The 22,653-nt window shown below is 74.8% G+C and carries 5 protein-coding genes; all 5 read left to right on the forward strand.

Going from position 1 to position 22,653, the window contains the following annotated elements; all coding sequences use genetic code 11:
- From C2L59_RS29285 to C2L59_RS29305, 5 genes are read left to right on the forward strand one after another with little or no spacing between them, the layout of a single operon-like run.
- Positions 1 to 2,703, forward strand: a complete 2,703-nt coding sequence (locus C2L59_RS29285; protein ID WP_103352753.1) for an amino acid adenylation domain-containing protein — start codon at positions 1 to 3, stop codon at positions 2,701 to 2,703.
- Positions 2,703 to 5,834 carry a non-ribosomal peptide synthetase gene (locus tag C2L59_RS29290; RefSeq protein ID WP_103352754.1) on the forward strand — a complete coding sequence of 1,044 codons (3,132 nt, stop codon included), beginning with the start codon at positions 2,703 to 2,705 and terminating at the stop codon, positions 5,832 to 5,834. The genes C2L59_RS29285 and C2L59_RS29290 overlap by 1 nt, the downstream gene beginning before the upstream one ends.
- Positions 5,831 to 12,088, forward strand: coding sequence for a non-ribosomal peptide synthetase (locus C2L59_RS29295; protein WP_103352755.1), 6,258 nt, complete (start codon positions 5,831 to 5,833; stop codon positions 12,086 to 12,088). Before C2L59_RS29290 ends, C2L59_RS29295 begins: the two co-directional genes overlap by 4 nt.
- Entirely contained in the window at positions 12,085 to 22,275 is a 10,191-nt protein-coding gene (locus C2L59_RS29300) for a hybrid non-ribosomal peptide synthetase/type I polyketide synthase (RefSeq protein ID WP_103352756.1), read from the forward strand. Before C2L59_RS29295 ends, C2L59_RS29300 begins: the two co-directional genes overlap by 4 nt.
- Positions 22,272 to 22,484, forward strand: a complete 213-nt coding sequence (locus C2L59_RS29305; RefSeq protein WP_103352757.1) for an MbtH family protein — start codon at positions 22,272 to 22,274, stop codon at positions 22,482 to 22,484. Before C2L59_RS29300 ends, C2L59_RS29305 begins: the two co-directional genes overlap by 4 nt.
- Positions 22,485 to 22,653: the final 169 nt, after the last annotated feature.

The following is a 22,653-nucleotide window of genomic DNA, read 5'->3' on the forward strand; positions in this document are numbered from 1 at the left end:
GTGGACGAACGGCAAGGCACTCCGCGGACCGCGGACGACCACCCGGTCCACGAGATCGTTGCGCACCGGGCCCGGCTCGACCCCGGCGCGCCCGCCCTGACCTGCGCCGACGGCACGCTGTCCTACGGCGAGCTCGACGAACGGGCCAACCGGTTCGCCCACCACCTGCGGACCCTCGGCGTCGGCCGGGACGTCGTCGTCGCCATCCACCTCGCCCGCAGCCTGGACCACTACGTGGCGCTGCTCGGCGTGCTCAAGGCCGGCGGGGCCGCGCTCCCGCTGGACACCGGCTACCCCGCCGCCCGCCTGAGCTACATGCTCGGCGACAGCGGCGCGCGCGTCCTGGTGACCCGTGGGCCCGCGCCGGCCGAAGGGACCTGGGCGATCGTCGACCCGGGCGCCGACGCGCCGCGCATCGACGCCCACCCCGCCACGCCACCGGACGGCCGGGCCGCACCCGGTGACCTCGCCTACCTGATGTACACCTCCGCCTCGACCGGCGCGCCGAAGGGCGTCCAGCTCGAACACGGCGGCATCACCAACCTCTGCCGGCGGCACGCGGCCGCGCTGGCGCTGACCGCCGCCGACCGCGGGTCGCTCGCCGCGCCACTGAGCTTCGACGCCTCGATCCTCGACCTCTGGCCGCTGCTGAGCGTCGGCGGGCACGGCGTCGCGGTGTCCGATGAGGACCGGGCCGATCCGGATCGGCTGGTCAGGGCATTGCGGGACAACGCAATCACCCTCTGCTTCCTCACCACCGCGCTCGCCGAGATCCTCCTCGCCCAGCCCGGCCTGGAGACGCTGTCCCTGCGGTACCTGGTCACCGGCGGCGAAGCGCTGCGGCGGCGGCCCCGGCCCGGGCTGCCCTTCCGGCTGCTCAACATCTACGGCCCCACCGAGACCACCGTGTACGTCACCTCGGCGATCGTCGCCGACTCGGCCACCGAAGACGGCCCGATCCCGATCGGCCGTCCCCTCGGCGGGGTGGACGTGCGGCTGCTCGACACCCACGGCACGCCCGTGCCCGACGGCCAGGCCGGCGAGGTGGTCGTCGCCGGCGCCGGTGTCGCACGCGGCTACCGCGGCCAGCCCGAGCTCACCGCCCGGCGGTTCGGCGTGGCCGGGGCCCGGCGGACCTACCGCACCGGCGACCTCGCCCGGCGGACGCCGCAGGGCGACTTCGAGTTCCTCGGCCGCGTCGACCGGCAGGTGAAGATCCGCGGGCACCGCATCGAACCCGACGAAATCGAACGCGTCCTGCTGCGCCACCCGCGCGTCCGCCAGGCCGCGGTGATCGCGGTGCGGCCGTCGCCGGAGACCGCGCAGCTGGTCGCCTACGTCGAGCCCGACCGGGCACCGGCCACCGGCTGGACCGCCCCGCCCGGCCCGGCCGGCGACGAGCACGCCACTGTCGCCGCGATCCGCGCGCTGGCACCGGAATCGCTGCTCGAGATCGGCCCGGGCGTGGCCGGGCTCGGCGCCCACGTCCGGCGGGACTCGGTCGCCGAAGCGGTGACCGCCGGCGGGCCCTTCGACGTCGTCCTCGTCGACGCCCACACCCCGGAACTCGGCTCGGCGGCCGGCGTACTGGCCGCCATCGCCACCGCGGCGGACCTCACCGGCGGCACCGGGGTGGTGCTCGTCAGCGGCGTGCGGTCCCTGCCGCTGCTGCCGGCCGCCCACTGCGCCACCGAACTCGCCGCGGCCGGGGACGACACGACCACGCGCGAACTGCGCTGGCGGGTGCGCGGCCGGCTCGCCGCAGACCCGGCCCCGGCGATCCACCCCGCCGCCTTCGCGGCGCTGGGCGCCGACATCGTGCCCCGCTTCGACCGGTCCGGCCCGGGCCGGTTCGACGTGCTCGTCCGGCTCGGGAACACCGCGGACGCGCCGGAACCCGCCTGGCTCGACTGGACCGCCGACGGGCTCGACCTGCCGGCGATCCGGACCCTGCTGCGCGCCGGCGGACCGCCCACGATCGGTGTCCGGGCCGTGCCGCACGCCGAAATCGCCGCCTGGACCGCCGCCTGGGAGGCGGCCCAGGGCGACGCGACGGCCGGGGAGCTGAGGCGGCGTCCCGGCACGCCGTCCCCGATCGACCTGCGGGCGCTGTGCATCGGGCTGCCCTACCGCCTCCGGCTCAGCTGGGCCGCCGGTCACGCCGGCGGTGCCGTGGACGCGGTGTGGGTGCACGAGTCGGTGCCGGAGTCCGCCCGGATCGCCTGGCCCGCCGCCACCGTCGTCCCCGACGTGCTGGAGAACAGCGCGCCGGACGAGCCGGCCATCGAAGCGCTGCGGCAGGAGCTGCGCGACGCGCTGGCCGAGCGGTTCGTCCCGCACGAGATGCCGGACCAGTTCGTCGTGCTCGGCCGGCTCCCGCTGACCCCGGTGGGCAAGGTCGACCGCGACGCCCTGCCGCCACCGCACTGGCTGGGCGGCGGCCGGCCGCCCTCGGCCGCCCCGCGGACCCCCGCGGAAGAGGCCGTCACCCGGCTCGCCGAAGAAGTGCTCGGCCGCGCCGGCGTCGGCCGCGACGACGACCTCCGCTCGTTCGGCGCGCACTCGCTGACGCTGGCGCAGCTGTCCACGCGGCTCCTGCGGCACTTCGGCGTCCGCGTCTCGGTGCGCGAACTGCTCGCCGCACCCACCGTCGGGGCGATCGCCGCGCGGGTGGCCACCACCGACCGGCGGGAGGCGGCCTGATGCACGCGCCCTTGTCCTTCGCCCAGCAGCGGCTGTGGTTCCTCGACCAGCTGCACCCGGGCGCCACCGGCTACAACATCCCCTCCGCCCACCGCGTGCGCGGCCCGCTCGACCCCGGGCTGCTCGCCGCCGCGCTGACCGAGGTCGTCCGGCGCCACGAGGTCGTCCGCTCGGTCGTGGCCGAAGGCCCCGGCGGGCAGCCGGAACTGCGGACCCGGCCGCCGGAACCGGTCAAGCTGCCGGTCACCCTGGTCGACGGCGACACGGCGGACCAGCGGCTGGCGAAGGCGGCCGAACTGGCCCGGAACCACGTGCTGCGGCCGTTCGACCTGCGCCACGGCCCGCTGCTGCGCGCGGAACTGTTCCGGATCGGCGACGACGACCACGTGCTGCTGGTCTGCCTGCACCACCTGGTCGCCGACCAGTGGACGCTGTCGCTGCTGCTGCGCGAGCTCTCCGAGCTCTACCCGGCCTTCCTGCTCGGCTTCGGCTCGCCGCTGCCCGAACCCGCCGTCCAGTACGCCGACTTCACGCGGTGGCAGCGGGAGACGCTCACCGACGCGGCCTTGGCACCCCAGCTGCGGCACTGGCGCGGACAACTGGCCGGCTTCGAACCGCTGGAGCTGCTCACCGACCGGCCCCGGCCGCCGGTGCAGGGCTGGGACGGCGCCCGCGTCCGGCGCCGGATCCCCGGGCGCGTGCTCGGCGCGGTCCGGGAGGTGGCCGCGCGCCACGACGTGACCCTGTTCGCGGCCGTGGCGGCCGGGCTCTCGGCGGTGCTGGCCCGCCACACCGGCCAGGCCGAGGTCGTGTTCGGCGCCGCCATCGCCCACCGCGACCGCCCCGAGTTCGAAGACCTCCTCGGGTTCTTCGTCAACACCGTCGTGCTGCGCACCGACCTGGCCGGCGACCCGGGCTTCGGCGACCTGCTCGCCCGCGTCCAGGAAACCGCGCTGCGGGCCCAGGAAAACCAGGACCTGCCGATCGAACGGCTGGCCGACCTGAGCGGGCCCGACCGCGACCTGAGCCGGCCGCCGCTGGTCAACGTCGTGCTGTCGTTCCTCAACACCCCCGCCGACCCGCTGCGGATCCCCGGCTCGGCCGTCACCGAGTTCGTGTTCGACCCCGGTGTGGTCAAGTTCGAGCTGGACTTCATGGCGTTCGAGGCGGACGGCGAGCTGGTCGTCGACGTCGACTACCGCCGGGACCTGTTCGACCGGGACACCGTCGAAGGGCTGCTGCGGCACCTCGAGCGGATCCTCGAGGGCGCGGCCGCGGACCCGGCCACGCCCGTATCGGACCTCGCGGTGCTGTCCCCGGCCGAGCACGGGCAGCTGCTGGCGTGGGGCAACGCGGCCGAGCCGGCGGAGGCGGCCACCACGACCGTCACCGAGCTGTTCGCCGAGCAGGTCGCGCTGCGGCCGGACGCCCCCGCCGTGCGCTCCGGCACCGAGGTGCTGACCTACGCCGAACTCGACGCCCGGGCCTCACAGGTCGCCGACGCCGTGCTGGCCCACGCCGGCGGGCGGCCGCTCTGCGCGGGTGTCTGCCTGGACCGCTCGATCGACCAGGTCGCCGCCCTGCTCGGCATCCTCCGGGCCGGCGGGCACTACCTGCCGCTCGACCCCGGCTACCCGGCCGACCGGCTCGGATACCTGCTCGGCGACGCCGGCGCCACCGTCGTGGTGACCAGCGCCGCCTTCGCCGGCCGGACCGCCAGCTGGAGCGGGCCGAAGGTGCTCGTCGAAGACACGCCCGTCGCGGCCACCTCGCGGGCCGCCGCGGCGCCCGGCCCCGAAGACCTCGCGTACGTCATGTACACCTCCGGGTCCACCGGGCGGCCCAAGGGCGTGCGCGTGCCCCACCGTGCCGTCGTGCGCCTGGTGCACGAAACCGACTACGTGCGCATCGGCCCGGGTGACCGCGTCGCGCACAGCAGCAGCATCTCCTTCGACGCCGCCACCTTCGAGATCTGGGGCGCGCTGCTCACCGGCGCCGAGCTGGTCATCCTGCCCCGGGAAACGGTCGTCGAACCCGCCGCGCTGACCCACGAACTGCGCGAACAGGGCGTCACCGTGCTCTGGATGACGTCGTCGCTGTTCAACCACACCGTCGGCGAGGTACCCGACGCCGTCGCCGGGATCGGCACGGTGATCGTCGGCGGCGAGGCACTCGACCCCGCCGTCATCCGCGCGGTCCTGGCCGCGGGCAACGCGCCGAAGCGGCTGCTCAACGGATACGGGCCCACCGAGAACACCACGTTCAGCACGGCCCACCTGATCACCGGGGTGCCCGAGGGCGCCGTGTCGGTCCCGATCGGGCGGCCGATTCGCGGCACCCGCTGCTACGTGACCGGCACCGGGCTCGCCCTGGTGCCGGTGGGCGTGCCCGGCGAGCTCTGCGTCGCGGGCCTGGGGCTGGCCCACGGGTACGTCGGCGCCCCGGAGCTGACCGCGGGCCGGTTCGTGCCCGACCCGCACGGCCGGCCCGGCGACCTGCTCTACCGCACCGGCGACCTGGTCCGCTGGCGCCAGGACGGGACCCTGGAGTTCCTCGGACGGCGCGACGACCAGGTCAAGGTGCGCGGCTACCGCGTCGAACCCGGGGAGATCGAAGCGCGGCTGACCGGCTGCCCCGGCGTGCGCGCCGCCCTCGTGCTGGTCCGGCCCGGGGACGACGGCGGACGGCTGGTCGCCTACGTCGTCGCCGAGGGCGACCCGGCCGAACTGTCCACAGAGGACATCAAGGCGCAGCTGGCCGGGACGCTGCCCGGCTACATGGTGCCCGGCGACGTCGTCGCGCTCGAGGCTTTCCCGTTGAACGCCAACGGGAAGGTGGACCGGGCCCGGCTGCCGGAGCCCGGGCCGGCCGGCCGCGGAGCCGGTTACGTCGCGCCGCGCACCGAACTGGAGACGACCGTCTGCCGGGTCTGGGCCGAGCTGCTGGGCGCCGAGGTCGGGGTCACCGGCAACTTCTTCCACCTGGGCGGCACCTCGCTGCTCGCCACCCGTGCCGTCGGCCGCCTGCGCCGGGAGCTCGGCGTGCGGGTCAGCGTGCGGACGTTGTTCGACCATCCCACGGCCGGCGACTTCGCCGCCGCCGTGCAAGGAACCGGGGAGACGCGGAAATGAGCGCGACGAACGCGGCAGACCACCACGTGCCGGCGGCGAGCGTCCAAGAGCGGATGTGGTTCGCCGAGCGGCTCGAACCCGGCGACGGGCTCTACAACATGCCGTTCGCCTGGCGGGTGCACGGCACCCTGTCGGCCGACGCGCTGGAACGGGCCATCGCGGTGGTCGTCGAGCGGCACGAAATCCTGCGCACCGCGTTCGCCGAACGGGACGGCCGGCTCTACCAGCACGTCGGGGAACCGTGGACGCCCGGCATCGAACGGCTCGACCTGCGCGGCGCCCCCGACGCCGAAGACCGGCTGTCGGACTGGCTGCGCGAGGCCGCCCGCCGTACGTTCGACCTCGCGCAGGCGCGCCTGCTGCGCGTCGGGCTCGCCGACCTCGACGACAACCAGCAGGTGCTGTTCCTGTGCGTCCACCACATCGTCTGGGACGCCACCTCGACCCGGCTGTTCCTGCGCGAACTCAAGGACTGCTACGACGCCTTCGCCGTCGAAGCCGGGCCGCCCGCGGAAACCGTCTGGGTCGAACAGGCCCTGCCGCTGCCCGCGCAGTTCCTCGGCCAGGCCGCGCGCACGCCGGGCAAGACGGCGCTGGTCTTCGACGGCACCTCCCTGACCTACGCCGAGCTGGGCCGGCGGGCCCGCGCCGTGGCCGGCTTCCTCACCGGCCGCGGGCTCGGCCGCGGCGACCTGGTCGGGGTGTACCTCGACCGCTCCGCCGACCTGGTGCCGACGCTGCTCGGCGTGCTGCTGTCCGGCGCGGCCTACGTGCCCCTGGACCCGATCTACCCGCCGCAGCGCATCGCCGGCATGCTCGAAGACGCCCAGGTCGGCCTGCTCATCGCCGGCGGGGAGCTGCCCGCGGAGATCACCGCCACCGGCGTCGAAGCGGCCGGAATCGACACCGTGCTCGCCGCCGCCCCGATCGCCGACGGCGCCGCGGTGACCGGCGACGACATCGCCTACGTCATCTACACCTCCGGCTCGACCGGACGGCCGAAGGGCGTGCGCGTCACCCACCGCGGCCTGGCGAACCTGCTGCGGTCGATGGCCGTCAAGCCCGGGTTCGGCGACCAGGACACGATGCTGGCCCTCACCACCGTCTGCTTCGACATCGCCGCGCTGGAGCTGTTCCTGCCGCTGATCACCGGTGGCACGGTCGAGGTCGCCCCGGCCGAGATCACCCGCGACGGCGAACTGCTCGGCCGCCACCTGGCCCGGACGCGGCCCACCCACCTGCAGGCGACCCCGGCGACCTGGCGGATGCTGCTCGCCGCGGGCTGGCCCGGCGACCCGGAGCTGACTGTCCTCTGCGGCGGCGAAGCCCTGCCCCGCGCGCTGGCCGACGAGCTGCTGCCGCGCGGCCGCGTCGTGTGGAACCTCTACGGACCCACCGAAACGACCATCTGGTCGACCGCGGGCCGCGTCACGGCCGGCCCGATCACCCTCGGCGAGCCGGTCACCAACACCACCCTCAACATCCTCGACGAGGCCATGCGGCCGGTGCCGCCCGGCGAACCGGGCGAGCTGTGGATCGGCGGCGACGGCGTCGCGGCCGGGTACCTGCGCCGCCCGGAGCTGACCGCCGAGCGGTTCCGCCCGGATCCGGCCGACCCGGCGCGCGGCGTGCTCTACCGCACCGGCGACCTCGTGCGGCTGCTGCCCGGCGGGCAGCTCGAATACGTCAACCGGGTCGACAACCAGATCAAGCTGCACGGGTTCCGGATCGAACCCGGTGAGATCGAGTCGCTGCTGCGCGGCCGGCCCGAAATCGCCGACGCGGTGGTCCTGCTCGACGGCGACAAGCTGGCCGCCTACCTCGACTGCGCGGGCCCGCCGCCGTCCGTGGCCAGCCTGCGCGCCTTCCTCGGCAGCCACCTGCCCGAGTACATGATCCCGGCCGCCTTCCTCGTCGTCGAGGAATTCCCGTTGACGGGCAACGGAAAGGTCGACCGGAGGGCGCTGGCCGAGCTGGGCGGGCAGCTGCCCGCCGGGCCGCGCGCCGAACCCGCGACCCCGACCGAACGCCTGCTCACCGGGATCTTCGCCGACGTCCTCGGCTGCCCCGAGCCCGGTGTCGACGACTCCTTCCTGGAGCTCGGCGGGCACTCCCTGATGCTGGCCCAGCTCGCCGGGGAGATCGCCGCCCGCACCGGGATCACCCTCTCGGTCGCCGACGTCTACCAGCTGTCCCGGCCGCGGGAACTGGCCGCCCACCTCGACTTCCTCGCCGGCACGGCCGCCGAGGGCCCGGCTGAGCCGGCCCCGGCGGGCACCCCGGCCTCCAGCATGCAGGAACAGATGTGGCTGGCCGAGCAGATGGTCGCCGCCGGTCCCTCCTACAACGTCCCGCTGACCTGGCGGATCACCGGCGAGCTCGACCCCGCCGCGCTGCAGGCCGCCCTCGGCGGCCTGACCGAGCGCCACGAGATCCTGCGGTCGGCGTTCCGCCAGCGCCACGGCCGGCTCCTGCAGGTGGTCACCGACCCTTGGGTGCCCGAGCTGGTGCGCACCGACCTCGCCGACCGGCCCGAGGCCGACGCCGGCGCGGTGATCGACGCGCTCGTCGACACCGAGGCGTCGACGCCGTTCGACCTCGGGGCCGGCCGCCCGGTGCGCGCGCACCTGGTCACCCTCGCCCCCGGCGAGCACGTGCTGCTGCTCTGCCTGCACCACATCGTGTTCGACGCGCAGTCGCTGCCCGTGCTGCAGCGCGACCTCGACCACGCCTACCGGCGCGCCCTCGGGCTCCCGGCCGAGGACCTGCCGGCCCCGGTGCAGTTCGCCGAAGTGACGCAGCGGCAACGTGAAGAGCTCGAGACCGCCGACGGCGAAGACATCCTCGGCTACTGGACCGAACGCCTGGCCGGCGCGCCCGAGACGCTCGACCTCGGGACGCTGCCGCGGCAGTCCGGGCCGCACGGCGCCGTCCCGGTCCCGTTCTCCCCGGACTTCGCCGCGCGCGCCGCCGAACTGTGCGACGAACACCGCGTGAGCTGGTACATGGTGGCGGTCGCGGCCGTTTCCGCGTGGCTGCACCGCAGCGCCAACAGCGACGACATCACCTTCGGGCTGCCGGTGGCCAACCGGGAGGACGAGGACCTCGAGGACGTGCTCGGCCCGTGCCTGAACACCGTCGTCCTGCGCTCGCAGGCAACGTCCGGCACGACCTTCGCGGAACTGCTCGGCGAAGTCCGCGACGCCATGCTGGACGCCTTCGAGTTCCAGGCGGCTCCGCTGCCCGCCGTGCTGACGCGGCTGGACCCGCAGCGGCGGCACGGGCACACCCCGTTCCTCGACGTCATGCTCAACCTGGTCACCGGCGAAGCCACCGGGCACGCGCTGGGCCCGGCCACGATGACCCCGCGGCCGTTCGACCGGTGGGAGCACGAAACGAAGTTCGGGCTCACCGTCACCTTCGTCGAGGAAGGCGGGAAGCTGAGCGCCGTGCTGTCCTACCGCGGCGACCGGCACTCCGCCGCGCGGGTCCAGCGCCTGGCCGACGGCCTCGGCCGGGTGCTCGACGGGATCGGCGGCCTCGCCGGCCGGCCGCTCGCCGAGATCCTGCCGCCGGGCCGCGCGCAGTTCCGCGACTTCGCGCTGTCGCAGGCCGACGAACGCGCCAGCGCAGCCGGGAAGGCGGCGCTGGACCGGTGGACGAACCGGCTGGCCGGTGCACCCGCCTTCCCCGCGCTCACGCCGCCGCTGCGGCAGGCGCAGCCCGGGTCGGTGCCGATCCCGCTGTCCCCCGCCGCGCTGCAGCAGCTGCGCCGCCTGCGGGCCGAACAGCGGATGTCGTGCTCGTGGTTCATGGTGGCCGCCACCGCGCTCGCCGCCCTGCTGCACCGCTGGACCGGGCAGGACGAAGTCACCTTCGGCTTCCCGGTGGCCAACCGCGACGAGTTCCCCGACCTGCTCGGCCCCTGCCTCAACACCGTCGTGCTGCGGTCTGAATGCGACGACGAGACCACCGTGCTGGACCTGCTGCACACCGTGCGGGAAACCGCGCTGGCCGCGTTCGACGACCAGCGCGTGCCGTTCGAGGACGTCGTCGACGGGCTGCGGCCGCCGCGGCGCCCGGGCTGGACGCCCTACGCGGACGTGACGCTGGCCGCGACGGCCGTGGGCCGCGTCCGCACCGAACTCGGCGGCGCCGCGCTCACTCCGCTGGAACTGGACCACACCGGCGCCGGGTACGCCGCCAAGCTCGGCCTCACCGTCGGCTTCGAGGAGAGCCACGGCCGCCTCCACGGCACCATCCTCTACCGCGGTGACCGGATCACCGACGGTGAAGCCCACCGGATGGCCGCCTGGATCGGCCGGTTCGTCGACGCGTTCGCCGAAATCGTGCACCAGCCGGTGCGTACCTTGGACCTGCTCGGCGCCGACCAGCTGGCCGAGCTCGCCGGGTTCGAGCGGACCGCGCCGGCCGGGGAAGCGACGTCGGTGCCGGCGTTGTTCGCCGCGCAGTGCGCCGCCCGGCCGGACGCCCCGGCGATCCGCACCGCTCGTGGCGTGCTCAGCTACGCCGCGCTCGACCGGAAAGCCGACGCGCTCGCGTCGGTGCTGCGGGCCCGCGCCACCGGTGATCGACCGGTGGTGGCGCTGGTGCTGCCCCGCGGCGCCGACCTCGTGGTGGCCATGCTGGCCGCGTGGAAGGCCGGGTTCGTCTACAGCCCGCTGGACCCGGCGTACCCGGAAGGGCGGATCCGGTTCATCCTCGAAGACCTCGGCGCGTGCGCGGTCGTCACCGACTCGCCCGCCGACCTGGCCGGCACTGTCCCGCCGGGCACCGCGGTCGTCGACGTCGGCAAGGTCCCCGACGTCACCGCCCGCCCGCAGGCGGAGCTGCCGAGCCCGGACTCGACCGCCTACGTCCTCTACACCTCGGGCACCACGGGCGAGCCCAAGGGCGTGGCCTACAGCCACGGCAGCCTCGCCCACGTCACCCGCTGGCACGTGGACACCTTCGGGGTGCAGCCGGGCGACCGGGTCAGCCAGATCCACAGCGTCGCGTTCGACATGACCGAGTACGAAGTCTGGCCCGCCCTCTGCGGCGGCGCCGAACTGCTGCCCTACGAACGTCCCGTCGTCGTGCCGGAGCTGCTCGCCTGGCTCGGCGACCAGGACGTGACGATGTTCTTCACGCCGACGCCGCTGGCCGAGGCGCTGTGGACGGCGGGCACCGCGCCCGCGTCGCTGCGGTGGCTGTTCTTCGCCGGTTCGCCGCTGACGAGCGTCCCGCCGGAAACCCCGTACGGCGTCTGCGACGCCTACGGGCCGACCGAGACCTACATCACCACCACCCACGTGCTCGACGTCGCCACCGCGACCGCGCTCAACTGCGTGGGCCGGCCGATCGACGGCGTGCACGCCTACGTCCTGGACCCGGCCGGGCAGCGCTGCCCGGCCGGGATGCCCGGCGAGCTGTTCGTCGGCGGCGCGACCGTGTCCCAGGGCTACTGGGGCCGCGACGACCTGACCCGCGAACGGTTCACCGACCGCGACCCCGACGGGCGGCCCGGCTGGCTCTACCGCACCGGCGACCGGGCCCGCTGGCTGCCCGACGGCACCCTGGAATACCTCGGCCGGCTCGACCGGCAGCTCAAGATCCGCGGCTACCGCATCGAACCGGCCGAGATCGAGACCCAGCTGCTGCTCGACCCGCTGGTCCGCCAGGCCGTCGTGCGCGGGTTCCCCGGCGACGCCGCCGCGCTGGTCGCCTACCTCGTCGCGCCCCCGGGCGGGGCGGAGGACACCCAGTCGGTGCTGGCCGGGCTGAAGACCCGGCTGCCGGAGTTCATGGTGCCCAACGCCGTGGTGTGGCTGCCGGCGCTGCCGCTGAACCACCGCGGCAAGCTCGACGTCGACGCGCTGCCCGCACCGGGCCGCGAGGACCGCGTCGGCGCGACCGCGTGGACGGCCCCGGAAGCCGGGACCGAGCAGCGGATCGCCGCGGTCTGGTCGGCGGTGCTCGGCCTCGAGGCGGTCGGCGCGCACGACAACTTCTTCGACCTCGGCGGCAACTCCCTGCTGCTCGGGGCCCTGCACTCGCGGCTGGAACGCGAGCTGTCGATCACCCTGCCGATCCGGCGGCTGTTCGAGCACCCGACCGTGCACGCACTGGCACGGGCGCTCGCCGCCGGACCGGCCCCCCAAGAGTCCACAGTGGACGTAAGAGGACGTGCCGAACGCGCGCGGGCGCGCCGGGCCAGGCCCGGCCGTCCCGAGAAGATGGGCGACGCCGCATGACCGAGAGCAACGCGATCGCGATCGTCGGGCTGGCCTGCCGGCTGCCGGGCGCGGAAAACGCCGGGCAGTACTGGCGGAACCTGCGCGCCGGGGTCGAAGGCATCACCCGGTTCGACCTGCCCACGCTGGTCGCCGCCGGGGTGGACCCCGCGCTGGCCCGCCACCCCCGGTACGTCCCCGCCCGGGGCGTGCTCGCCGGCGGCGAGTGCTTCGACCGCCGGTTCTTCGGCTACAGCCCGGCCGAAGCCGCGGCCATGGACCCGCAGCAGCGGGTGTTCCTCGAGTCCTCGTCCGCGGCGCTCGACGACGCCGGGCTGGACCCGCGGCGGTTCGACGGCTGGGTCGGGGTGTACGCCGGGTGCGACATGATGAACCCGGCGCTGCAGGGCAACGGCGACGGCCTGTCCCGGATGATCGACTACGACAAGGACTACATCGCCACCCGCGTCGCCTACAAGCTCGGCCTGCGCGGGCCGGCGATGACCGTGCAGTCGGCGTGCTCGACGTCGCTGGTCGCCGTCCACCAGGCGGCGCAGAGCCTGCTCAACTACGAATGCGACGCCGCTCTCGCCGGCGGGGCCTCACTGTGGCTGCCCCAGGCCACCGGCTACCTCCACGAAGAGGGCTACATCGAGTCCGCCGACGGCCACTGCCGCCCGTTCGACGCCGCCGCCAGCGGCACCGTCGGCAGCAGCGGCGTCGCGGTCGTCGTGCTGCGGCGCCTCGAAGACGCCATCGCCGACGGCCACCGGATCGTCGCCGTCGTCCGCGGTTCGGCCCTGAACAACGACGGCGGCACGAAGATCGGCTACACCGCGCCGTCGTTCGACGGCCAGCGTGACGTGATCCGCTTCGCGCAGGCCCAGGCCGGGGTGGACGCCGCCGACATCGCCTACGTCGAAGCGCACGGCACCGCGACCCGGGTCGGCGATCCGATCGAGGTCGCCGCGCTCACCGCCGCCTTCCGCGAAGGCACCGACGCCGTCGGGTTCTGCCGGCTCGGCGCGGTGAAGAGCAACATCGGCCACACCGGGGCCGCCGCCGGCGCCGCCGGCCTGATCAAGACCGCGCTGATGCTGCGCCACCGCGAACTGGTGCCCACCCTGCACTACCGGGAGCCCAACCCGGGCCTCGAACTGGACTCCTCGCCGTTCCGGATCGCCACCGAGCTGGAGCCGCTGCCCGCCGAAGGCGCGGTGCTGGCCGGGGTGAGCGCGTTCGGCGTCGGCGGCACCAACGCCCACGTCATCCTGGAGTCCCCGCCGACCGCGCCGAGCCGGACCAGCCGGTCGCGGCCCCGCGTGTTCTGCCTGTCCGGGTCGACCGCGGCCGCCGTGGGCACGATCCGCACCGAGCTCGCCGACCACCTCGAAAGCGGCGAGGACTCCCTCGACGACGTCGCCTACACCCTGGCGGCGGGGCGGCGGCAGTTCCCGCACCGCAGCACCGTGGTGGCGACCGACCGCGCCGAGGCGGCCGAGGCCCTGCGCACCGGCGAGCCGGCGACGCAGGTCTCCGCCGAGCGGGACACCGCGTTCCTGTTCCCCGGGACCAGCGTGCTGCGGGCCGGGTTCGGCGGCGCCGCGCACCGCACGCTCCCGGTGTTCCGCGAGGTCTTCGACGGGCTGGCCGTTGAGACGCGCGAGCGGTTCGGCATCGACATCGCCACCGTCCTGCGCCCCGGTGACCACGTCGACTGGCTGCGGACGCTCGTCCACGAGCAGCTCGCGCTGTTCGCCATCGGCTTCGCCTTCGCCCGCCAGCTGCAGGAGTTCGGCATCGAGCCGAAGGCGATGCTCGGCCACAGCGCCGGCGAATGCGTCGCCGCGGCGGTCGCCGGGCTCTGGACCCCGTCGGACGCGCTGCGGGTCGTGCACGCCCGCGGCACCATCCTCGACGACGTCGAGCCCGGGCGGATGCTCGCCGTGCAGGGCCCGCCCGAACAGGTGCGGGAACTGCTCGGCTCGCGGCCGGGACTGGCCGTGGCCATCGAAGCGCCGCGCTACTCGGTGCTGGCGGGCCCGATCGAGCTGATCGAACAACTGCGCACCGAGGGGTTCGGCGACCGCGTGCTGGACCTCGGCGGCGCCTACCACACGGCGGCGGTCCGACCGGCCGCCGACCGGCTGGGCCGCGTCGTGGCGGAGATCCCGACCACGACGCCGTCCCTGCCGTACCTGTCCAATTTCACCGGCGGCTGGGCGGACCCCGCGGCCGTCGCCCGCGGTGACTACTGGGCCGACCACGCCGCGGGCACGGTGCGGCTGGCCGACGACGTCGAAACCCTGCTCGCGAGCTCCTGCCGGGTATTCGTCGAACTCGGGCCCGGCCAGACCATGACCCGCATGCTGCGCGCGCACCCGGCGTGGACTGCCGGGCACCTGGCCGTGCCGCTGACCCGGCGGGCCGAGGACAGCGAAGAGGAGAACCTGCTCGCGGCGCTGGGCGCGCTGTGGGAACGCGGGTTCGACATCCCGGTCGACGAGCTGACCGACGAGAAGGCCCGCTGCGCGCTGCCGCCGCACCCGTTCGAGGCGATCGACTGCGAAGCCGGTCGCCGCTGGGCGACCTCGCCGTCGGCCACGGCCCGCCGCCACGACGTGGTCGTCACCGTCGGGGCGGTGCCGGCCCCCGAGCTGGTCCCCGCGCTGACCGCTCCGCCGTCGACGATCACCGAGTCCACTTTGGACGACGCACTGGCCGGCACCGCGGGCGGGGTCTCGCCCGCCGTCGTGGTGGCCGTCGTGCCGGAGCCGGACGAGGACTTCCGCACCGGGCTCACCCGGCTGGCCGAGGACGCCGCCACCGCCGGGGTCCGGCTGATCCTCCTCGGCCGCGACCTGCTCGACAACGACCTGGTGGCGGACGTGCGCCGGTCGGCGTCCGTGACGGTGTACGACCTCGACGACGGGCCGCCGCCGGCGCAGCCGCCGTTCGCCGCCGCCACCAGCGACGTGCACGCCTGGCGCGGCGGCCGCTGGTGGGCCCTGGACGAAGAACCCCGCGCCGCCGCCGTCCCGGCCGCCGAGCCCGAGCTCGCCGCCGAACCGGACGCCGAGCCGGCGGACCTGCCGCGCGACGAAACCGAGTCGGCGGTCGCCGAGCTGTGGCGGGACCTGCTCGGCGTGGCGAGCGTGGGCATCCACGACAACTTCTTCGACCTCGGCGGGCATTCGCTGCTGGCCACCCAGCTCACCTCCCGGCTGCGCGTGCGGTTCGAGACGGAAATCGCGATCCGCACCGTGCTGGACAACCCCACCGTCGCCGAACTCGCCCGCGTCGTCGGCGCCACCGGCACCGGACGGCGGGCGGGCATCGCCGCCCGGCCGGACCGCGACGGGCCGATCCCGGCCGCGTTCGTGCAGCGGCGGCTGTGGTTCCTCGAACGGGCCGGCGCCGAATCCGCCTACGCCATCCCGCTGGCGCTGGACATCGACGGCGCACTCGACGTCGACACGCTGCGGGCCGCCCTCACCGAAGTCGTCCGGCGGCACGAAGTCCTGCGCACCGTGCTGCCCGAGCTCGACGGCGAGCCGGTCCAGGTGGTGCTGCCGCCCACCCCGGTGGACATCCCGGTGATCGACGTCGGCGAAGCCGCGTTGCCCGAAGCGCTGCAGGCCGACCTCCGCCGCCCGTTCGACCTCGCCGCCGGCCCGCTGGTGCGCGCGACACTGTTCCGCACCGGGGAAAACCGGCACGTGTTCGCGCTCTGCATGCACCACATCATCGTCGACGGCTGGTCGCTCGACATCCTCTTCGACGAGCTCGGCCGGCTGTACAACGCCTTCCTCGCCGATCAGCCCTCGCCGCTGCCCGAGCCGCCCGTCCAGTACGGCGACTACACGCTGTGGCAGCAGGACCACCTCGGCGAAGCCCTCGAAGCCGGCCTGAGCTACTGGAAGGGGCGGCTGGCGGACGCACCCGCCGCGCTCGAGCTGCCGACCGACCGGCCGCGGCCGCGGGTGCAGACCCACAACGGCGCGATCGCCGACCGGTGGCTGCCCGCCGGGCTGCGGGCGGACCTCGAACGGCTCGGCCGCGACCACGACGTCACCCTCTACATGACGCTGCTCGCCGCGTTCCAGGCCCTGTTGCACCGCTACACCGGGGCCACCGACCTCTGCATCGGCACCCCGGTCGCCGGCCGCACCGAGGTCGAGCTGGAGAACATGGTCGGGTTCTTCGTCAACACCCTGGTGCTGCGCACCGAAGCCGGCCCTCGGCTGCCCTTCGCCGAGCTGCTGGGCCGGGTCCGGGAGACGGCGATGGGCGCGTTCGCCCACCAGGACGTGCCGTTCGACCGGCTCGTCGAAGCGGTCAACCCGCAGCGCGACCCCGGCCGCAACCCGCTGTTCCAGGTGATGTTCAACCTGCTGAACATCAAGGACACCCCGCCGAGCATGGCCGGCCTCGCCGTGCGGGAGCGCGACGACACCGGGCTCGGCAGCGCGCAGGTCGACCTGGCGCTGGACGTCTTCCACCGCGACGAGCGCCTGCTCTGCCGGCTGGAGTACAACACCGACCTGTTCGACACCGCGACCGCCGAGCGGCTCCTCGGGCACTTCGAGACGCTGCTCACCGGGTTCGCCGCCGCGCCGGAGACCGAGCTTGGCCGGGCTGCCCTGCTGACCGCCGGGGAACGGCGTCAGGTGCTCGACGGCTGGAACGACACGGCGTCGGCGTTCGAGGCGGTGACCGTTCCGGAGCTGTTCGAGCGCCAGGTCGCCCGCACCCCGGACGAACTCGCGCTGGTGGCCCGGGACGGCCGGTACACCTACGCCGAGCTCGACGCCCGCGCGAACCGGCTCGCCCGCCACCTCGCCGGGGCCGGCGTCGGCCCGGAGGACCGGGTCGCGCTGATCCTGCCGCGCACCACCGACTTCGTGGTCGCGATCCTCGGCGTGCTCAAGGCGGGCGCGGCCTACCTGCCGATCGACCCCACCATGCCCGGTGACCGCGTCGCCGCGATGCTCGAGGACGCCGCGCCCGCCGTGGTGCTGACCGAGCTCGACGAGGACGTGCTGGCAGCCGACGACTGGGCCCTCGACCAGGCCGGGCGCGTCCGGCCGCTGCTGCCCGGCCACCCCGCCTACCTGATCTACACCTCCGGTTCCACCGGCCGGCCCAAGGCCGTCGTGGTGGAACACCGGAGCGTGGCCAACCTGCTGCACGAGCACCGAACCACGCTGATGGCGCCGCTGGCGCAGCGCGTCCGGCCGGTGCCGGTGGCGATCACGGCGTCGTTCTCCTTCGACACGTCCTGGGACGAGCTGCTGTGGCTGCTCGACGGGCACACGCTGCACGTCATCAGCGAAGAGGTGCGCGCCGACGCCGACGAGCTGGTCGCCTACACGGTGGCGAACCGGATCGACTTCCTCGACGTGACGCCGTCCTACGCCAAGCCGCTGCTGGCCGCCGGGCTGCTCGACGACCCCTCGCACGCCCCCGCGATCCTGTCGCTCGGCGGCGAGGCCATCGACGCGGCGCTGTGGGCGGAGGTGGCGGCCTCGCCGCGGACGCAGAGCTACAACTACTACGGCCCCACCGAGTGCACTGTGGACACCCTCGGCAGCCCGATCGCCGTAGGGACCTCGGTTTCGCTGGGCCGCCCGCTGGCCAACACGCGGGCGTACGTGCTGAACCCGCAGCTGCAGCCGGTGCCGCCCGGGGTGCCGGGTGAGCTCTACCTCGCGGGTGCGGTGCTGGCCCGCGGCTACTTCGGCCGGCCGGACCTGACCGCGGCGCGGTTCGTCGCCGACCCGTTCGGCGAGCCGGGCACGCGGATGTACCGCACCGGGGACCTGGTGCGGTGGCAGGCCGGGGGCACCCTCGAGTACCTCGGCCGCACCGACGACCAGGTCAAGATCCGCGGGTTCCGGATCGAGCCGGGCGAGATCGAAGCGGTGCTCACCGGCCACCCGGCGGTCGCCCGGGCGGCCGTCGTGGCCCGGGAGGACCGGCCGGGCGACCCGCGCCTGGTCGCCTACGTGGTGCCCGCCGACGGCGCCGACGTCGACCCCGGCGAGCTGCGGACGTTCACCGGCCGGTCGCTGCCGGACTACATGGTGCCGGCCGCGGTCGTGCCGCTCGCCGAGATCCCGCTCAACACCAACGGGAAGCTCGACCGGAAGGCGTTGCCCGCACCGGACTTCACCGGCTCGGCGGCCTCGCGGGCCCCCCGCACGCCGGAAGAGCGCGTGCTGGCGGACCTGTTCTCCGGCCTGCTCTCGGTGTCGCCCATCGGCATCGACGACGACTTCTTCGCCCTCGGCGGGCATTCGCTGCTGGCCACCCGGCTGGTGACCCGGATCCGGTCGGCGTTCGGCGCCGACCTGCCGGTGCGGGCGCTGTTCGAGGCGCCGACCGTCGCCGGGCTCGCGGCGCTGCTGTCCGCGGCCGGCCGGGCGACGGCCCGCCCCGCCCTGCTCGGCGGGCAGCGCCCGGACGTGCTGCCGCTGTCGTTCGCCCAGCAGCGGCTGTGGTTCCTCAACCGGCTGGCCGGCCCGGACTCAACGTACAACCTCCCCTTCGCGCTCCGGCTGACCGGCGCGCTCGACGTCGACGCGCTGCGCCTGGCGCTGGCCGACGTCACCGGGCGGCACGAGGCCCTGCGCACGATCTACCCGGAGGTGGACGGCGAACCGCGGCAGGTGATCCTCGACGCCGAGCCCGAGCTGACGGTGTCGGACGCCTCGGCCGGCGAGCTGGCGGGCACGCTCGAAGGCTGGTGCGATGCCGGGTTCGACCTGACCCGCGAGCTGCCGCTGCGGGCGCACGTGGCCCGGGTCGCGGCGGAGGAGCACGTCCTGGTCGTGGTGTTCCACCACATCGCGTGCGACGGCTGGTCGCTGGCGCCGTTCGCCCGCGACCTGAGCACCGCCTACGAAGCCCGGCTTGCCGGCACGGCTCCCGAATGGCCGCCGTTGCCCGTGCAGTACGCGGACTACGCGTTGTGGCAACGGGCCTCCCTCGGTGACGAGGGTGATCCGGACGGCGCGCTGGCCCGGCAGCTCGCCTACTGGCGCGACGCGCTGGAAGGCGGCCCCGAGCTGCTGGAGCTGCCGCTGGACCGGCCGCGCCGGGCGGACACCGGCCACCGCGGCGGCGTGCTCGACTTCCGCCTCGGCGCGAGCCTGCGCGACGCGCTGAACGACCTGGCCCGCGAACACGGGTGCACGCTGTTCATGGTGCTGCAGGCGGGGCTGGCGGCGTTGCTGACCCGGTCGGGCGCCGGCACCGACCTGCCGATCGGGTCGGTGGTGGCCGGCCGCCACGCCGAGGAGCTCGACGATCTGGTCGGGATGTTCGTCAACACGATCGTCCTGCGCACCGACACCGCGGGCGACCCGACGTTCCGGGAGCTGCTGGCCCGGGTGAAGGACGGGGCCCTGGGCGCGCTGGTGCACCAGGACCTGCCCTTCGACCGCCTGGTCGAGCACCTCAACCCGGCCCGGTCGCTGGCCGCGCACCCGCTGTTCCAGGTGGCGCTGGTCCTGCAGAACACCGCCGGCGAAGCCCTCTCCCTGCCGGGCCTGCAGGCGCGGCCCGAGGCGGTCGGCGCCGTCGGTGCGAAGTTCGACCTGACCTTCAACCTCGGCGAGGACGGTGACGGCATCGAAGGCGCCGTCGAATACCGCACCGACCTGTTCGACGAGGCCACCGCGGCGGCGCTGGCCGACCGGTTCGGCCGGCTGCTGACGGCCGCCACCGCCGATCCGGGCACCCGGGTCAGCGAATTCGACCTGCTCTCGGCGGCCGACCGGCAGCTGGTGCTGCCGGAAGCCGGCACCGCGCCGGTGCCGCAGCGGACGTTCCCCGAGCTATTCCAGGACGCCGTCGCGGCCCACGCGGACGCCATCGCCGTGGTCGACGACGACGTCGAGTGGACCTACGCCGAGCTGGACGCGCGCTCCGGCCGGCTGGCCGGGGTCCTCGCCGGGCGCGGGATCGGCCCGGAGGACGTGGTGGCGCTGGCGCTGCCGCGCTCGGCCGAGCTGATCGCCGCGATGCTGGCGGTGCAGCGGGCGGGCGGCGCGTACCTGGCCATCGACCCCGACTACCCCGGCAAGCGGATCGCCTACCTGCTCGAAGACGCCGAACCCGCGCTGGTCATCAGCACCGGCGCGATCGCGGCGGAGCTGCCCGCGCACGACCGCCCGGTCGTCCTGCTCGAGTCACTCGCCCCGGCCGGCCCGCCACCCGCGGGGCCGCGGGCGGACCTGCGGCACCCCGCCTACGTGATCTACACGTCGGGCTCGACCGGCCGGCCGAAGGGCGTGGCCGTCACGCACGCCGGGCTGGCCGCCCTCGCCGCCGACCAGGCGGCGCGGTTCGAGGCCGGTCCCGGGGACGCGATCCTGCAGTTCGCCTCGCCGAGCTTCGACGCGTCGGTGCTCGACCTGGCGATGGGCCTGACGACCGGCGCGCGGCTGGTGCTCACCGCGGCCGACCGGCGGCTGCCCGGCCCGGCGCTGACCGAACTGCTGACGCAGCGCGCGATCACCCACCTCCACGTGCCGCCGTCCGTGCTGGCGTTCCTGGAACCCGGCGAGGTCCCGCCGTCGATGGCGGTGATCGTCGGCGGCGAGGCGTTCCCGCCCGAACTGGCCGCGCGGTGGGCGCCGGGACGGCTCCTGGTCAACGTCTACGGCCCGACCGAGGCGACCGTCTACACCACCGCCAGCGACCCGCTGACCGGGGAAGGCGTCCCGCCGATCGGGCGTCCGGTCCGGGACACCCGGCAGTACGTGCTGGACAGCGCGTTGCGGCCGGTGCCGCCCGGCATCACCGGCGAGCTGTACCTGGCCGGCCCGGGCCTGGCCCGGGGCTACCTGCGCCGGCCCGGCACCACCGCGGAACGGTTCGTCGCGAACCCGTTCGGCGAGCCCGGCTCGCGGATGTACCGCACCGGCGACCTGGTGCGACGGCGGCGGGACGGGAACCTGGAGTACCTGGGCCGCGCCGACGGCCAGGTCAAGGTCCGGGGCTTCCGGATCGAGACCGGCGAGATCGAGGCGGTGCTGGCCGAGCACGCGGACGTGGCCCGCGCGGTCGTGGTGGTCCGGGAAGACCGGCCGGGCGACCCGCGGCTGGTCGCCTACTTCGTCGCCGAAGACGGCGAGGCACCGGCCACCGCGGCGCTGCGGGAGTGGCTGGCGGAACGCCTGCCGGTGCACCTGGTCCCGTCCGCCTTCGTCGGCCTGGACGCCATCCCGGTGACGCCGAACGGCAAGGCCGACCGAGCCGCGCTGCCGGCCCCGGACGTCGCCCCGGCCGGCCGGGCCCCGCGCACGGCCCGCGAGGTGGCGCTGTGCGGCCTCTTCGCCGAGACCCTCGGCCTGGAACGCGTCGGCGTCGACGACGGGTTCTTCGAGCTGGGCGGGCATTCGCTGCTGGCGGTCAAGCTGATGAGCCGGATCCGCTCGGCGCTCGGCGCGGACGTCCCGGTCCGGACGCTGTTCGCCGCGCCGACGCCCGAGGAGCTGGCGAAGCGGCTGGACCGCGACGAGGGGCCGGAGACCGGCCGGGAGGTGCTGCTGACGATCCGGACCACCGGGACCGAGCCGCCGTTGTTCTGCGTGCACCCGATTTCCGGCCTCAGCTGGTGCTACACGGGCCTGCTGCCGTTCCTGCCGGGACGCCCGGTGTACGGCCTGCAGGCGCGGCGCTCGGATCCGCCCGCGGACCTGGCCGCCCTGGTCGAGGACTACGTGACGCAGCTGAAGACGGCGCAGCCGGCCGGGCCGTACCACCTGCTCGGCTGGTCGGCGGGCGGGACGATCGCCCACGCGATCGCCTGCCGCCTGCAGCGCGACGGCGAGCAGGTGCGGTTCCTCGCCCTCCTGGACTCGGTCCCGGGCCAGGGCCACGTGGACCGCGACGCCATCGCGGCGGCCATCGGCGACGACCTGGGCGCCACCGGCGAGGACCTGGCGACACTGGTCGAGAGCGGCGTCCACACGCACCGGATCATCGAGCAGTCACCGCCGGGCCGCTACGAGGGCAACCTGGTGTACCTGACGGCGGCGCGCGACGAGCACCCGTCGGCCGGCGCGTGGCGCGCGCACATCACCGGCGAGCTGGAGGAGTACCGCATCGACTGCCACCACACGACGATGATGCGCCAGGGACCCCTCGGCGACATCGGCCCGATCATCGCCGCCGAGCTGAAGAGAGCAGTGTCTTGACGACGAACCCGTTCGAAGACGACGAAGCCCAGTACGTGGTCCTGGTGAACGACGAGGGCCAGCATTCCCTGTGGCCGGCCGCCGCGGAGGTACCGGCGGGCTGGCGCAGCGTCCGCGCGCCGGACAGCAGGCAGGGCAGCCTGGGGTACGTGGAGTCGGCCTGGCAGGACATGCGGCCGTTGAGCCTGGCCGAGCAGCAGGAGGGCTGAGCCGCCCGGCCCTCAGCACGGCGGTGCACAGGGCCGGGCGACCACGTAGCTTTCCCGTTCGTTCGCCGTGATGCGCTGGCCGACCGCGGCGCAGACCTCCGCCGCCGCACGTTCCGGGTCGGTCTCCCGGAGACGTAATTCCTGGCGCCCACCAGCGGTGTCCCGACAG

Source organism: Amycolatopsis sp. CA-128772 (genome assembly GCF_002904295.1).
GTDB lineage: Bacteria > Actinomycetota > Actinomycetes > Mycobacteriales > Pseudonocardiaceae > Amycolatopsis.